The organism is Yunchengibacter salinarum (genome assembly GCF_037658235.1).
Taxonomy (GTDB): domain Bacteria; phylum Pseudomonadota; class Alphaproteobacteria; order Sphingomonadales; family Kordiimonadaceae; genus Yunchengibacter; species Yunchengibacter salinarum.
In genome coordinates this window covers 302,851-317,709 of the sequence record NZ_JBBJLN010000002.1, presented here as the reverse complement: position 1 = coordinate 317,709, position 14,859 = coordinate 302,851, and the positions used below count along the sequence as shown (strand labels likewise).

Genomic DNA, 14,859 nt, shown 5'->3' with positions numbered 1-14,859 from the left:
AAAGCATCCGATTACGGAAATTTTACCACCATTTTTCTGCATGGCACCATACCTATACCGCAGCGCACAAAGTATTCACGGGATCACAACTTGGTGATTACACCTGACAAACCACATGATAAGCCACGCTGACGGTTCGCAAGGGGCGCCCCTACCCCCGACGATCAGCCACAGCCGCGAACCAATCGTGCATATGGGCGGCGAAAGAGGTGCGCACCCAGACCTCGCCCCCCTCCAGCCCGGTGCCGCACAGGATCAGGGCCCGCGCCTTGTCCAGCAGGGTCATCACGGCCACCGGGCCATCCCCGTTCTGCCCACCCCCTTCCCGCCCGACCAGATCAAGGCTGCATCCACGCGCCAGCAGATCGGCGGCCCCCGCCCCGCTCAGGCGGAAGCCGAACAGCGTATCCGACACATCCACCGCCGAAACGGGCAGGTCCGTTTCCTGGCAGGCGGGGGCACCGGCGGCCTCCAGCCGGGCGGCGAGGTCAGGGGCGGCGCCATCCACAGTCATGATCAGCCATTCGTCCGGCCCGACCCGGAGCGCCCGCGTCTCCCCGTCGATCCGGCAGCCGGTCACGGCACGGGGCAGTGGCAGGCCCAGCGCCGTTTCCAGCGCCGCCAGACAGGCCGCATTATGCGCCGGCACCCGCAGGCTCACCAGGCCGGTGAAGCCAATGGGGAAGACCGTCACATCCCGGCCTGTCACCGGCGCCAGCGGGCCGGTGCCGGGCAGCAGAATGCCCGAAAATGCATCAGAGCCGCTCTGGGTCGCCATCGCGCCGCGCTCCTTCCCTGTCATAAAAAACCGGATCGGTGACCGTGACCGGCACCGGGCGGCCATCAAGCTCCGCCTCCAGCCGCTCGCCGTAGCGGGTGCGCCCGCCCCGGATCAGGGCCAGGGCGAAGCCACGGCCCAGCGCCGGGCTCCAATAGCTGGAGGTGACGAACCCTTCCATGGGGATCGGTGGCCGCCCGCCCGCCGCCCCGGCGGCGACGATCTGACTGCCTTCCGGCAGCACCATGGCACCATCTTCGGGCAACAGGCCCACAAGCTGCTTGCGGTCATCGCGCACACAGTCGGATCGAAGCAGAGAACGCCGACCGATAAAATCCTTCTTGCGCGAAACCGCCCAGCTCATGCCCAGGTCCAGCGGCGTCTGATTGCCGTCCGTCTCCTGCCCCACAATGATGAAGCCCTTTTCCGCGCGCAGCACATGCATGGTCTCGGTGCCATAAGGGGTGATGTCCAGGTCCGCGCCCGCCGCCATCACCGCATCCCACAAGGCGGGGCCATGGCGCCAGGCCACGTTGATCTCGTAGCTCAACTCGCCGGTGAAACTGATGCGGAAGATGCGGGCATCCAGCCCCGCCACGCGGGCTTCGCGCACACCCAGAAAGGGGAAACTTTCCGGGTCCAGCGGCAGGCCGGGGGCAAGGCGCCGCAAAACGGTGCCGCTGTCCGGCCCGGCGATGGAAACCACTGCATATTGTTCCGTCACGGATGTGAGCCGCACGCGCAGGTCCGGCCATTCGGTCTGCAAATAGTCTTCCAGATGGTCCAGCACCCGCGCGGCGCCGCTGGTGGTGGTGCTCATCAGATAGCTGTTTTCATCAAGCCGGGCGGTGGTGCCGTCGTCCATCACCATGCCGTCCTCGCCGCACATCAGGCCGTATCGGGCGCGCCCCACCTTCAGGGCGGACCAGGCATTGGTATAGACCCTGTTCAGGAAAGTGGCCGCATCCGGCCCCTGCACCAGTATCTTGCCCAGTGTGGAGGCATCCAGCACCCCCACGCCCGTGCGCACGGCCCGGCATTCCCGTGCCACGGCTTCCCGCATGGTCTCGTCCGCGCGAGGATAGTACCAGGGGCGCTTCCACTGCCCCACATCCTCGAACAGGGCACCCAGCGCCTGATGCCGGTCATGCATGGCCGTGCGCCGCACCGGATCGAACAGGTCGCCCCGGTCGTGCCCGGCCACCGCGCCAAAAGTGATCGCCGTATAGGGCGGGCGGAAAGTGGTAGTGCCCACCGCGCCCATGGGCCGATCCAGCAGGGCGGCGAGTATGGCCAGCCCGTTGATGTTGGATGTCTTGCCCTGATCCGTGCCGTACCCGGTCAGCGTATAGCGCTTCATATGCTCCACCGCGCGAAAACCTTCGCGCACGGCCAGGCCGATATCCCCGGCGGTGGTGTCGTTTTGCAGGTCCACGAAATGCTTGCTGGGCAGGCGCCGGGCCGCATCCCTGCCGCCCACGCACCATAGCGGCGCGGGCATGGCGGCGGGCTGTTCCGCCACCGTCGGCACGCCATCCACTGCCCCGTCCGACCCGGCGCCGCCATTGGCCCCGGCGCCGCTTCCCGCCAGGGCGGATTCCGCCAGCGCGTCCGCCAGATCGAATGTGCCATTGCAACCGCCCACGGGCACCTGCCCGGCCACGGGATCGCCGGGGCGGAAACAGGATGCGTCCGCGTCATAGCGCAGCTTGCCGCCCACATGGCTGTAGATATGCACCACCGGGCTGTAACCGCCCGACACCGCCAGCAGATCCACCTTCAGCCATCGGCCCCGCCCGGCGGGCCGGGCATCCGGCCCGTCCAGCGGCTGCACCCGCACCCGTTTCAGGGCCGTGCGCCCGCGGCTATCCGTGATCGCGCTGCCGGTGATCAGGTCGGCCCCCGCCTGCCGCGCCTGCGCCACCAGCGGCCCGTTCGGATCGGGGCGGCTGTCCACCACGGTCACACGCGCCCCTGCCGCGCACAGCGCATGGGCCGCTTCATAGGCGCGGTCATTATTGGTGAATAACACCGCCCGCCGCCCCGGCAATACGCCATAGCGGCGGATATAGGCCAGCACCGACGCCGCCAGCATGATGCCGGGCCGGTCATTGTTGGCGAACACCAGCGGGCGTTCATGCACGCCGGTGGCCAATATCACCCGCCCGGCCCGGATATGCCACAGCCGCTGCCGCGCACGGCCCACCGGTCGCTCTGCGGGCGCCAGATGATCGCTCAGCCGTTCCAGCGCCGTGTAGAAGCCCTGATCATAGCCGCCCGTGACCGTGGTGCGGGCCAAAAGGGTCACATTGGGGCAGTCTTCCAGGCGGGCGACCATGTCATCGGCCCAATCCGCCCCCGACCGCCCATCCAGCGTCACTGGCCGGTAAAGCGCGCTGCCGCCAAAGCGTTCATCCAGATCGCACAGCATCACCCGCGCGCCCGTGCGCGCCGCCCGCAACGCCGCCACCAGGCCGGACGGCCCGCCCCCCGCGATCAGCACATCGGTGCTGCGGTGCACATGATCATAAACCTCCGGGTCCGGTTCGCGCGGCGCGCGCCCCCACCCCGCGCCCCGGCGGATCACCGGTTCGAACAGGCGGTTCCACAGGAACGGCGCGGCGAAGAAGGTCTTGTAATAAAACCCCGTGGGCAGAAAGCGGGAAAACGCCCCGGTCACCGCCCCCACATCCCATGCCACGGACGGCCAGGCATTGACGCTGCGCGCCACCAGCCCGTCATAAAGGGCCACCTCGGTCGCTTTCAGATTGGGGATGGTACGGGCGCCCTCCTCCAACTGCACCATCACATTGGCGTCCTCCACCCCCGCCGCCATGATCCCGCGTGGCCGGTGATATTTGAAGCTGCGGGCGGCGGTGGTCACGCCATTGGCCAGCAGGGCCGCGGCGAGACTATCCCCCACATGGCCGGTCATGCGGCGACCATTGAAGGTGAAACGGATCACCCGCCCGCGATCCACCAGGCCGCCTTCGCTCAGCCGCGCGCCGCTCACGGCGTTTCCCCTTCCACCATGGGGGGATGGGCCGCGCCCATTTCATACACCGCGATCACCCGATGGTCCCGCGTGTCCCGCAGCACATTGAACCAGCGCCGACAGCCCGCCCAGTGCACCCAGCGCTCCGCGAAGGGGCCCTTGGGATTGTCCCGCATGAACAGATATTCCGCCCACCGGGCATCGCTGAGCGCGTCCGGGTCTTCCGGGCGGCTCAGATGAGCCTGACCGCCATAGTGGAACTCCACCTCGTCGCGCGATCCGCAATAGGGGCAATCCAGTTTCAGCATGGGTGCCTCCCCCTTTCTGTCAATGGGCCACGGCGGCGGCGCCGTGTTCGTCGATCAGGGCGCCGGTGGTGAAACGATCCAGCGCGAAGGGTGCGGCGACGGGGTGCGGCTCGTCCCGCGCCATGGTGTGGGCAAACACGAAGCCGGAGCCCGGCGTGGCCTTGAACCCGCCGGTGCCCCAGCCGGCGTTTATGTACAGCCCGTCCACCGGCGTTTTGCTCAGAATCGGGGAGGCATCCGGGCAGGTGTCCACAATACCGCCCCAGCTTCGCATCAGGCGCAGCCTGGAAAAGCGCGGGAAAAGCTGCATCATGGCACGCACCTGCTCTTCGATGATGTGGAAACTGCCGCGCTGGGCATAGGAATTGTACGAGTCGATCCCCGCGCCGATCACCAGTTCACCCTTGTCCGACTGGCTCACATACACATGCACCGCGCCGGACATGACCACCGTATCCAGCACCGGCTTGATGGGCTCGGACACCAGCGCCTGAAGGGGGTGGCTCTGGATCGGCAGGCGCAGACCCGCCATTTCCGCCAGCACGGAGCTGTGCCCCGCCACCACAAGGCCCACCTTCGGGCTGTCAATGGGGCCACGGCTGGTCTCCACCCCGATCACGCGCCCCCCGGATCGGCGGATGCCGGTGACTTCGCAGTGCTCGATGATGTCCACGCCCAGCCCGTCCGCCGCGCGGGCAAAGCCCCAGGCCACGGCGTCGTGCCGGGCGGTGCCGCCGCGCGGCTGGAAGGTGGAGCCCAGAACGGGATAGCGCGCATCCGGGGCCGTGTTCAGTTCCGGGCAGACCTTTTTGACGCCCGCGGCGTCCAGCCAGTGGGAATCGATGCCGTTCAGCCGGTTGGCCTCCGCCCGGCGGCGCCCGGCCCGCACGTCCCCCAGATTGTGCGCCAGGTTCAGCACGCCGCGCTGCGAGAACATCATGTTGTAATTCAGGTCTTTCGACAGCCCTTCCCACAGCTTCAGGGAGGTTTCGTAAAGGGCCGCGCTTTCATCCATCAGATAATTGGATCGCACAATGGTGGTGTTGCGGGCGATATTGCCACCGCCCAGCCAGCCCTTTTCCAGCACCGCCACATTGGTGATGCCGTGCTCCTTCGCCAGATAATAGGCGGTGGCCAGGCCATGCCCCCCGGCGCCCACAATGATCGCATCATAGGACCGCTTCGGTTCGGGGCTGCGCCACTGGCGGCGCCAGCCCTGATGCCCGCCGAGCGCCCGGCGGGCCAGCGATAGAACGGAATAGCGCTGCATGGGCGCCTCTCCCCGACTGGTGTGTGGCCAGCTTTCATGGTCGGGCAAACCGGCGCCGGGCCAAAGAACAAGCGCGACATGATCGTTTGTCTGTTTGCGACATGGCCCCGTGCGGTCCTTCTTGACTCGCGCCCCGGGCCGGTCGCATTCTCATTGGCGGAGAGGGGCCGGTGCCAGCCGGTTCGGGAGAAGGCCATGACCAGAGCCGCAAGGGGAACGCCGGGCATACGCCCAGGCGCGGCAGCCACCACGGCACCCGGCAGGACCGGCGCCGGGGAATCCGGCTGTGCCCTTTCCGTGGTCTTTGTGCCCCTGCCCAATTTCACCCTGACACCCTTTGCCAATTTCATCGACATGCTGCGGCTGGCCACCGATGACGGCGACAACAGCCGCCAGACCCGCTGCCGCTGGCATGTGGCCAGCGCCGATGGCAGCCCCGTGCGGGCAAGCTGTGGCACACAGGTGGGCGCCGACATCCGGCTGGACGCACTGGATACACAGGATGCATCGATGGATTATGTGGTTGTGGTGGGGGGCCTGCTACGCGACGACAGCAGGCCCGACCCCCACACGGATGCCTTTCTGCTGGATGCGGCGAACCGGGGCCGAACCATTGTGGGGTTATGCACAGCGGTCTTTACCCTGCTGCGCCTGGGATTGCTGTCCGGGCGGCGCTGCTGCGTTTCCTGGTTTCACCTGACCGACCTGAAAGACGCCTTTCCCGACATCACGCCCATCGCCGACCAGCTTTTCGTGGTGGATGGCCCGCGCATCACCTGCGCCGGGGGCACTGCCGCCATTGATCTTGCGGCCCATCTGCTTCGACGGCACCTTGACCACAGCGTGGCGGACAAGGCGCTACATATCCTTCTGGCTGATCGGGCCAGGCCGCCCCATGCCCCCCAGCCACACAGCGCGCCCGACCGCACCGCCCGCGATGCGCGGCTGAAAAAGGCGGTTCGCCTGATCGACGAAGCGCTGGCCCGGCAGGAAACCATGGGCGCGCTGGCGGAGCGGCTGGGCCTGTCCCGGCGCCAGATGGAGCGACTGTTTCGAATTGAACTGGGCACCACGCCCGCCGCCTTTCGCCTTGAGCGCCGCCTGCGGCAGGGGCACTGGCTGCTGACCCGTTCCGATCGCTCGGTGACGGACATCGCCCATGCCTGCGGGTTCGCGGACCTGTCGCATTTTTCCCGGCACATGCGCCGCGCCTTCGGGGCGTCGCCGCAGACCATCCGGGCAGCGACCCGGCAACCCCCGGCACTGACCGGTTAGGAGGCGGCCCATGTTCGGACCCCGGCCCCGCCACGCCCACAACAGGATGGTCAGCCGCAAGGTGGCCTTTCTGCTGGTGCCGAATTTTTCCATGATGGCTTTCGCCTCTTCCGTGGAACCCCTGCGCGCGGCCAACCGGCTGGCGGACAAAACCCTGTATGAATGGTGCACCATCAGCCTGGATGGCCGCCCGGTACAGGCCAGCAACGAGGTGTCCGTCACCCCGGCAAGCCGCCTGTCGGACATGAGCGCCGACTATATCCCCATTGTCTGTGCCGGGGTGCGGGCGCGCGACTATACGGACAGGCGCATACTCGACTGGCTGCGGGACATGGCGCGGCGGCGCCTGTCGCTGGGCGCCGTCTGCACCGGCACGCTGTTTCTGGCGCGGGCGGGCCTGCTGGATGGCTATCGCTGCACCATCCACTGGGAGAATGTGGAAGCACTGGCCGAGGAATTCCCCGACCTGAACATCACCGCCACCCTGTTCGAAACGGATCGGGACCGCTTCACCTGTTCCGGTGGCACAGCGCCGCTCGACATGATGACCTATGCCATCGCCGACCATCACGGCGCCGATCTGGCAAAGGCCGTATCGGAAGAAATGGTCCACGGCGTGCAGCGCCAGCCCACCAACCCCCAGCGCATGGACCTGGGATACCGAACCGGCCAGAGCCACCCGAAAATCCTGGCGGCCATCGCCTTCATGGAAGCCTATCTGGAAACGCCCCAGCCGATCAGCGCCGTCGCCGACCAGGTGGGCACCACGGAACGCACGCTGGCCCGCCTGTTCCGCGACCATCTGGGGATCAAGCCATCGCGCTATTATCTCAGCCTGCGCCTGCAACGGGCGCGGCAATTGCTGAGACAGACGGATATGTCGATCCTGCAAGTGGCGGTGGCCTGCGGCTTCACATCCAGCGCGCATTTCGCCCGATGTTACAAGGAACAGTTCGCCAACAGCCCGCGCGTGGACCGGGCACGCCCGCGCCCTTCCATCGGCGGCCCGGCGGCGCCGGACACCACCAGCGCCCCCACCGAGCCGGGCACTGCATGAGGGCGCGGCGTGACTATTCCGGCGATCAGGCGATCAGGCGATCATGATGAAATGCCAGATGCTCGTCCATGAAGCTGGCGATGAAATAATAGCTGTGATCATAGCCCGCCTGAAAACGCAGTTGAACCGGTATCTCCCGCGCCAGGGCCGCGGCCTCGAACCTTTGCGGCTGTAACTGGCTGTCCAGAAAGGTATCCGCCGTGCCCTGATCGATCAGAATGTCACTGTTCCAGCCGGTGGTCGCCAGCAGCCGGGTGGCGTCATAGGCGGCCCAGCGCTCCCGGTCCTCGCCCAGATAGCCGGTGAACGCCTTTTGGCCCCAGGGCACGTCCATCGGTGTCACGATCGGGGCAAAGGCGGACACCGCCCGGTAGCGGTCAGGATTGGCAAGCGCCGCCACGAGCGCCCCATGGCCGCCCATGGAATGGCCGGTGATGGATTGCCGCGCCGGATCAACGGGCAGGCCGCGGGCGAGCAGGTCCGGCAGCTCCGACGTGACATAGCTGTACATGCGGTAATGCCGGTCCCAGGGGGCCTCGGTGGCATCCAGATAAAAGCCCGCACCGGTGCCGAAATCATATGCCTCGTCCTCCCCCGCAATACCGGCACCGCGAGGGCTTGTATCCGGCGCGATCAGGGCGAGCCCCAGATTGGCCGCCTCCCTCTGGGCGCCGGCCTTGGTGACGAAATTTTCCCAGGTGCAGGTCAGGCCGGACAGAAAGGTCACCGCCGGAACCGGCCCTTCCGCCGCATGGGGCGGCAGGTAAACGGCCACTTCCATGGGCAGGCCGATGACCTTGCTGTCATGCCGGAACACCAGTTGCCGGCCACCAAAGCATTTATGCTCGGCCACCACTGTCAGACCGGCTTCCTGCCAGCGCTCTTGCTCCTCCATGGAACCCCCTTAATAGGTGATGACGGTGCGCACACCCTCGCCCGAATGCATCATGTGAAAGGCCCGGTTGATGTCTTCCAGCGGCAGGGTGGCGGTGATCATGCGGTCAATGTCGATCTGGCCTTCCATATACATATCGACGATCTTCGGCACGTCTGTCCGCCCCCGCGCGCCGCCAAAGGCAGTGCCGACCCAGCGCCGCCCGGTTACCAGTTGCACGGGGCGGGTGGCGATTTCCTCCCCCGCGCCGGCCACGCCGATAATGCAGCTCATGCCCCAGCCCTTGTGGGCGCTTTCCAGCGCCTGGCGCATCAGCCCGGTATGGCCGATGCATTCAAAGGTATAATCACCGCCGCCGCCGGTCAGTTCGATCAGGTGGCCCACAAGATCGCCCTTCACCGTGCCGGGATCGACGAAATCGGTCATGCCATAGGCTTCGGCCAGCGGCTTCTTGGCCGGGTTGATGTCCACGCCCACGATCTGGCGCGCGCCCACCAGCTTCAAGCCCTGGATCACATTCAGCCCGATGCCGCCAAGGCCGAACACGATGGCAGTGGCGCCGGGCTCCACCTTGCAGGTATTGACCACGGCCCCGACCCCGGTGGTTACGCCGCAGCCGATATAGCAAACCTTGTCGAACGGCGCATCCTTGCGGATTTTCGCCACGGCGATTTCCGGCAGAACCGTATAGTTGGAAAAGGTGCTGGTGCCCATGAAGTGATGGATCGGCTTGCCGTTCAACGAAAACCGGCTGGTGCCGTCCGGCATCACGCCGCGGCCCTGAGTATCCCGCACGGCCTGGCACAGATTGGTTTTCGGGTTCAGGCAGTATTCGCATTCCCGGCATTCCGGCACATACAGGGGGATCACATGATCGCCCACATCCACATCCCGCACGCCGGGGCCCTTGTCCACCACCACACCGGCCCCTTCATGGCCCAGAATGGCGGGGAAGTGCCCTTCCGGGTCCTTGCCGGACAGGGTATAGGCATCCGTATGGCACACGCCGGTGGCTTTCAGTTCCACCAGCACCTCGCCCGGTCCCGGCCCGTCCAGGTCCACCTCTTCCACGCTCAGCGGCTCGCCCGCGGCCCAGGCTATGGCTGCTCTGCTTTTCATGTGTCCCCCCTTGTCGGAACCGGTCCCAAAGCATGTAGCCTAAAAGCCCCAGCCCCCCGCCCGCAAGACAGGATCACGCATGAGCGAAGATTTCCCGCCCCGCCCGCGCGCCGCCCCGCGTTCGCGCCCGCCTTCCGCGTGTGACATTATGTGCTTTTGACGCCCAGTAAAACGATCGTTATATGCATGATCCCATGGACAAGCGAGACCACATTCTGACCGCCGCGGACGCCCTGTTTGAACGATCGGGCGCGGCAGCCGTTCCCATCGACCTGGTGATCCGGGACGCGGGCGTATCCCCCCGCACCCTGTACAAGCATTTCCCGTCCAAGACGGATCTGGTCGTGGCCGTGCTGCGGGCGCGGCACGACCGGTTCATTGCCGAGGTGGGCGGCGACGAGGACACCCTGCCACACCCCCGGCAATTGCTGACCCGGCTGGCGGCGTGGATGCGCAGTGTGCCCAACGCCAATGGCTGCCTGTTCCAGCGCCTGAGCGGAGAGATGAACCACCCGGCTGTGGACGCGGAAGCCAGCCGGTACAAGAATGCCTGGCGCGCCCTTGTGCTGTCCGCGTCGCGGCCCTTCGTGTCGGACACGGTTCAGGCGGACAGCATCTATCTGCTGCTGGAAGGGGTGATCGCGCTGGCCCCGTTCCACGGTCTGGACAATGCGGTGGCGGCAGCCGATCGCGGCATATCCATGCTGACCGGCCGGACCTGACGGGCGCCAGCATGTCCGCCCATGCGGCCAGGATGACGACACGCCCTCTCAAAGGCCCGCAATACTCACCAATCCGCACCATGGCAAAAGCGGCCCCGGACATGTAGGGTGTTGGCAACAGGGATTGCCTGCGCGTGTCTGCCGGCGCCAGATGTCCGAGTACTGCAAATCCCATCCACGCCCCCTGAGCAACAGGACGTGACATGAACCGGGAGCAGGACAGAACCACGCATTACCAGCAGGGCAGCCTGACCCTTCCGGGAACGGTGATGCTGGGCACCGGTGTCATGATTGGCGCCGGTATCTTCGCGCTCACCGGGCAGATGGCGCAGATGACGGGAGCCCTGTTCCCGCTGGCATTCCTTGCAGCCGCCGTGATTGTCGGCTTCAGTGCCTATTCATACATAAAGATTTCCAACGCGTTCCCCTCGGCGGGCGGCATCGGCATGTACCTGCACAAGGCCTATGGAAACCGGTTGCCAACGGCCTTCAACGCCCTGCTGATGTACTTTTCCATGGTCATTGCCCAAAGCTTTCTGGCCCGCACCTTCGGCGCCTACACGATGCAGCTTTTCGGGGGCGACGAAAGCGGGCGCATGGTGCCCCTTCTCGGTGTGTCTCTGATCCTGACGGCCTTTCTGATCAACCTGCTCGGAAACCGCATGATTCAGGGCGTGGCGTCCTTCATCGGACTTCTGAAAATCGGGGGCATACTGATTTTCGGCCTGGTGGGCATCTGGATTGCCGACAACCTGTCAATTGACTTCTCAAGCCCGGGCGAGGCCGGGACTGCCGGTAATTTCCTGGGGGCCACCGCGCTCGGCATTCTGGCCTTCAAAGGCTTCACGACCATCACCAACAGCGGCGCCGAGGTGCAGGACCCTCATCGAAACGTGGGGCGCGCCATCGTCATTTCCATTGCGGCCTGCGTGGTGATCTATGCCCTGGTCGGTTTCGCCGTTGCCAGCAATCTGTCATTGCCCGAAATCATCGCAACGCAGAATTATTCCCTGGCCGCCGCCGCGCGCCCGGCGCTGGGCGATTATGGTGTCTGGTTTACGGTTGCGATCGCTATAATGGCCACGGCTGGGGGTATCCTGGCCAGTATTTTCGCGGTTTCGCGCATGTTGGCCATGCTGACGGAAATGAAGCTGGTTCCCCATCGGCATTTCGGTATGCCGGGGAACATCCAGAAACACACACTGGTGTACACTGTGGTTCTGGGTTTGATCCTGACGGGCTTCTTCGACCTGTCCCGGATCGCCGCGCTGGGAATCGTGTTCTACCTGATCATGGACATAGCCATTCACTGGGGTGTGCTACGGTATCTGCGCAAGGCCGTGAATGCCGGCGCCTGGATACCGGCAACAGCCATATTGCTGGATGCGCTCGCCCTTGGTGGCTTTGTCTGGGTCAAATTGCACACCGACCCGTTCGTCATCGGCCTGGCAGTCTTCGCCATGCTTGTTATTGCGCTCGCCGAGTATGTTTTCCTGAAAAGGGTGCGGGAATCCGAACAATCGGGGCATGACACATCCCATGCCCGCCATCACTGACACGGCATACCCAACAAACGAAGGGAAACATCATGGGAAACAGCATGTTTGGCAGCTTCATGTGGGCGGGGCACTCGCTATGGATGCTGGTGGTCGCCGTTATCGTCGTCATCCCGGCCTGGCGCATCTGCCAGCGCATGGGATTTCCTGGCTGGTTCGGTGTTCTGATACTGGTTCCCGTCGTCAATATCCTGCTGCTGTATTTCATCGCGTTCAATGACTGGCCGGGTGGCGGGAGCAATGAAGGAGACCCCGATGAGCCGTAAGGACGGGCAGGCAGCGCAAGACTCACATGATCTCGAACTGATCGTGCCGGGAATGGGGTCGGACCACTGCGCCGGCATCATCCGCGAAACGATCGAGCGCCTGGACGGTATCGAGACGATCGAGACCAATATCGCCAGGCACCGGGTGAGCATCCGCACTGCCGCGTCCGGCCCCGATGGGGAGACCATCAAACACGCCGTGGAGGGGGCGGGCTACGACGTGGCCGCCGTCAGGGAAATCGGCGCCAGAACATTCAGGGTGACGGTTCCGGGCATGGGGTCGGATCACTGCGCCGGCATCATCAAGAGCACGCTTGCCCGGCACGGCGGGGTGCGCAAAACCGCGACCAATATCGCCAGTCATACGGTCAATGTAACGGTCGGCGCGGACGGCCCCACACAGCACGAACTGAAAGCGCTGATAGAAGGCGCCGGGTACGATGTGGCCGCGATCGCGCCGGAGGGCGATGATGATGGCGAAGGCGACTCGGCTGTTGAAGAGGCTTATCTGAAGCTGGCCGTGCGACGGCTGTTGATCGCCGCCATACCGACCACACTGATCATGCTTCTGATGATGCCGCACATGCTCTGGCAGCCCATTCCGGGCTATCTGGCCATCATTGCGCTGCTCGGCTTTCCCGTGGTGTTTCTGTATGGCGGGGCCGCCACCCACAAGGCGTCGTGGCGTTCGCTGAAGAACGGCACCTTCAACATGGACATTCTGATTTCCATGGGCAGCCTGCCCCCTTATCTGATCGGGCTGGTGGGCTTCATCTATCCCATGACCTCCTTCATCGAAATGGCGGCCACCATCATGACCTTTCACCTGCTTGGCCGGTATCTGGAAGCGAAGGCCAAGGGCAAGGCGTCGCAGGCGATCCGCAAGCTGCTTACCCTGGGCGCCAAGACCGCCCGCGTGGAGCGGAACGGGGAGGAGACGGAGATATCCGTCAAGGATCTGTCCCCCGGTGACATCATGGTCATCCGGCCCGGAGAAAAGGTGCCCACCGACGGCACGGTGGTGGACGGCGAAAGCCATCTGGATGAATCGATCGCCACCGGGGAATCCATCCCGGTCTTCAAAAGCGCGGGGGATAGCGTTATCGGCAGCACCATCAACAAGGAAGGCCGCCTGCGGATCAAGGCCACCCGCGTTGGCGGTGACACCTTCCTGGCCCAGGTGGTGAAGCTGATCGATGAGGCCCAGGGGTCCAGAGTGCCCATTCAGGAATTTTCAGACCGCATGACGGGCCGCTTCGTGCCCCTTGTGCTTGTGATTGCTGTGGCCAGTTTTGCCGCCTGGCTTCTGGCGGCGGATACGCTGCGCCCGATCCTGGAATGGGGCGCCGGTTTCCTGCCCTGGGTAAACCCCGATGCGGCCACGCCGGTGCTGGCCATTCTGGCGGCCATCGCGGTGCTAGTGATCGCCTGTCCGTGCGCATTGGGGCTGGCAACGCCCACCGCATTGATGGTGGGGTCCGGCGTGGGGGCCGAGCGGGGAATCCTCATCCGCTCCGGCGAAGCAATCCAGACCTTCAAGGATATCAGGGTGATGGTCCTGGATAAAACGGGCACCATCACGCGGGGCGAGCCGAAACTGACCGATGTGGTCGTGGCCGGCGGCGTCTCGGAAACGGAGGTGCTGACCCTCGCCGCCACGGTGGAAAATGCGTCCGAACACCCCATCGCCCGCGCCATTGTGGACGGCGCCCGTACTCGCGGCATCAAGCCCGGAAAGGTCACTGGCTTCCGGTCCACCGGCGCGCGGGGCGTGTCGGGCATGGTCGATGAAAAGACCGTACTGATTGGCAATCGGGTTCTGCTGGAAGAACACGGCGTGAAGGGGCTGGACGCCCTGAGCGAAGACCTGCGCGACCTTGAAAATCAGGGCAGAACCGCCGTCATCGTCGCCCGCGACGGCCAGGCCCGCGGCATTGTGGCGGTTGCCGATACGCTCAAGGATGAGTCGATCGCGGCCATTCATGCCATGCATGAACAGGGCCTGCACGTGGTGATGATTACCGGCGACAATGAACGCGCCGCCAACGCCGTGGCGCGCGCGGTGGGCATCGACGAGGTGCGCGCCGGTGTGCTCCCGGAAGGCAAGGTGGATGCCATACGGGAACTTCAGAAGCAATACGGCGACCATGTGGCCATGGTGGGGGACGGAATCAATGACGCCCCGGCCCTGAAACAGGCCAATGTGGGCATTGCCATCGGCGCCGGCGCAGATGTGGCGATAGAAGCCGCGGACGTAACCCTGGTGCGCGGGGAACTTTCCGGCGTGGTCGATGCCATGGTGCTGTCGCGCGCCACCTTCAGGAAAATCGTCCAGAACCTGCTCTGGGCCAGCGGCTACAACGCGGCAGCCATCCCCATAGCGGCCACCGGCCTGCTGCACCCCATGATCGGCGTGATCGCCATGACCGCCAGCTCGCTATCCGTCATCGGCAATTCACTCCTGCTGCGCCGCCGCTACAACAAAGAACCCCGCTGAACAGGCCCACGACCACACGAAATACCAGGCGCTAGCATACAGGGCGACCCTGCACCAAAATCCCGCCAGAGGTGTTATTTTTTGGTTGTAAAATGCATTCATAGATATGATGTTTGATTGA

The 14,859-nt window shown here is 65.0% G+C and carries 12 protein-coding genes; 6 read left to right on the top strand and 6 right to left on the bottom strand.

Going from position 1 to position 14,859, the window contains the following annotated elements; translation table 11 throughout:
* Positions 1-151: 151 nt before the first annotated feature.
* Genes WGH93_RS03545 through WGH93_RS03530 form a run of 4 tightly spaced genes read right to left on the bottom strand, consistent with a single transcriptional unit; the run spans position 152 to position 5,351 of the window.
* Entirely contained in the window at positions 152-778 is a 627-nt protein-coding gene (locus WGH93_RS03545; RefSeq protein ID WP_374763473.1) for a sarcosine oxidase subunit gamma, read from the bottom strand.
* Positions 756-3,791 (bottom strand): sarcosine oxidase subunit alpha family protein, encoded by a 3,036-nt coding sequence (locus tag WGH93_RS03540; RefSeq protein ID WP_374763472.1) that lies wholly within the window; start codon positions 3,789-3,791, stop codon positions 756-758. Before WGH93_RS03540 ends, WGH93_RS03545 begins: the two co-directional genes overlap by 23 nt.
* The gene (locus tag WGH93_RS03535; RefSeq protein ID WP_374763471.1) at positions 3,788-4,081 is read right to left on the bottom strand and encodes a sarcosine oxidase subunit delta; all 294 of its coding nucleotides are present in this window, start codon (positions 4,079-4,081) and stop codon (positions 3,788-3,790) included. Before WGH93_RS03535 ends, WGH93_RS03540 begins: the two co-directional genes overlap by 4 nt.
* A 19-nt stretch (positions 4,082-4,100) precedes the next feature.
* The gene (locus WGH93_RS03530) at positions 4,101-5,351 is read right to left on the bottom strand and encodes a sarcosine oxidase subunit beta family protein (RefSeq protein ID WP_374763470.1); all 1,251 of its coding nucleotides are present in this window, start codon (positions 5,349-5,351) and stop codon (positions 4,101-4,103) included.
* A 195-nt stretch (positions 5,352-5,546) separates the two neighbouring features.
* Here WGH93_RS03530 and WGH93_RS03525 point away from each other — a divergent pair, with 195 nt between their 5' ends.
* Positions 5,547-6,626: a GlxA family transcriptional regulator gene (locus WGH93_RS03525; RefSeq protein WP_374763469.1), complete on the top strand. Its 1,080-nt coding sequence runs from the start codon at positions 5,547-5,549 to the stop codon at positions 6,624-6,626.
* A gap of 10 nt (positions 6,627-6,636) precedes the next feature.
* On the top strand, positions 6,637-7,683 hold the full coding sequence (locus WGH93_RS03520) for a GlxA family transcriptional regulator (RefSeq protein ID WP_374763468.1): 1,047 nt from the start codon (positions 6,637-6,639) through the stop codon (positions 7,681-7,683).
* Positions 7,684-7,708: 25 nt separating this feature from the next.
* Here the strand turns inward: WGH93_RS03520 and fghA are convergent, their stop codons facing one another.
* Together fghA and WGH93_RS03510 are read right to left on the bottom strand one after the other, a co-directional pair.
* The gene (gene fghA, locus WGH93_RS03515) at positions 7,709-8,578 is read right to left on the bottom strand and encodes an S-formylglutathione hydrolase (RefSeq protein ID WP_374763467.1); all 870 of its coding nucleotides are present in this window, start codon (positions 8,576-8,578) and stop codon (positions 7,709-7,711) included.
* Positions 8,579-8,587: 9 nt separating this feature from the next.
* Positions 8,588-9,697, bottom strand: coding sequence for an S-(hydroxymethyl)glutathione dehydrogenase/class III alcohol dehydrogenase (locus tag WGH93_RS03510; RefSeq protein ID WP_374763466.1), 1,110 nt, complete (start codon positions 9,695-9,697; stop codon positions 8,588-8,590).
* A gap of 194 nt (positions 9,698-9,891) precedes the next feature.
* Between WGH93_RS03510 and WGH93_RS03505 the strand changes: the two genes are divergently transcribed.
* The 4 genes from WGH93_RS03505 to WGH93_RS03490 all read left to right on the top strand — a co-directional run bounded on the left by WGH93_RS03505 (position 9,892) and on the right by WGH93_RS03490 (position 14,738).
* Positions 9,892-10,419: a TetR/AcrR family transcriptional regulator gene (locus WGH93_RS03505; RefSeq protein ID WP_374763465.1), complete on the top strand. Its 528-nt coding sequence runs from the start codon at positions 9,892-9,894 to the stop codon at positions 10,417-10,419.
* Between the two features lie 203 nt (positions 10,420-10,622).
* On the top strand, positions 10,623-11,975 hold the full coding sequence (locus WGH93_RS03500; RefSeq protein ID WP_374763464.1) for an APC family permease: 1,353 nt from the start codon (positions 10,623-10,625) through the stop codon (positions 11,973-11,975).
* A 29-nt stretch (positions 11,976-12,004) separates the two neighbouring features.
* Positions 12,005-12,241, top strand: a complete 237-nt coding sequence (locus WGH93_RS03495) for a hypothetical protein (RefSeq protein ID WP_374763496.1) — start codon at positions 12,005-12,007, stop codon at positions 12,239-12,241.
* Positions 12,231-14,738, top strand: a complete 2,508-nt coding sequence (locus tag WGH93_RS03490) for a heavy metal translocating P-type ATPase (RefSeq protein ID WP_374763463.1) — start codon at positions 12,231-12,233, stop codon at positions 14,736-14,738. The genes WGH93_RS03495 and WGH93_RS03490 overlap by 11 nt, the downstream gene beginning before the upstream one ends.
* Positions 14,739-14,859 lie beyond the last annotated feature (121 nt).

Bases quoted from the DNA above. Each gene is read 5' to 3' on its own strand.
- WGH93_RS03545 (WP_374763473.1), bottom strand. From the start codon at position 778: ATGGCGACCCAGAGCGGCTCTGATGCATTTTCGGGCATTCTGCTGCCC.
- WGH93_RS03535 (WP_374763471.1), bottom strand. From the start codon at position 4,081: ATGCTGAAACTGGATTGCCCCTATTGCGGATCGCGCGACGAGGTGGAG.
- WGH93_RS03530 (WP_374763470.1), bottom strand. From the start codon at position 5,351: ATGCAGCGCTATTCCGTTCTATCGCTGGCCCGCCGGGCGCTCGGCGGG.
- WGH93_RS03525 (WP_374763469.1), top strand. From the start codon at position 5,547: ATGACCAGAGCCGCAAGGGGAACGCCGGGCATACGCCCAGGCGCGGCA.
- WGH93_RS03520 (WP_374763468.1), top strand. From the start codon at position 6,637: ATGTTCGGACCCCGGCCCCGCCACGCCCACAACAGGATGGTCAGCCGC.
- fghA (WP_374763467.1), bottom strand. From the start codon at position 8,578: ATGGAGGAGCAAGAGCGCTGGCAGGAAGCCGGTCTGACAGTGGTGGCC.
- WGH93_RS03510 (WP_374763466.1), bottom strand. From the start codon at position 9,697: ATGAAAAGCAGAGCAGCCATAGCCTGGGCCGCGGGCGAGCCGCTGAGC.
- WGH93_RS03505 (WP_374763465.1), top strand. From the start codon at position 9,892: ATGGACAAGCGAGACCACATTCTGACCGCCGCGGACGCCCTGTTTGAA.
- WGH93_RS03500 (WP_374763464.1), top strand. From the start codon at position 10,623: ATGAACCGGGAGCAGGACAGAACCACGCATTACCAGCAGGGCAGCCTG.
- WGH93_RS03490 (WP_374763463.1), top strand. From the start codon at position 12,231: ATGAGCCGTAAGGACGGGCAGGCAGCGCAAGACTCACATGATCTCGAA.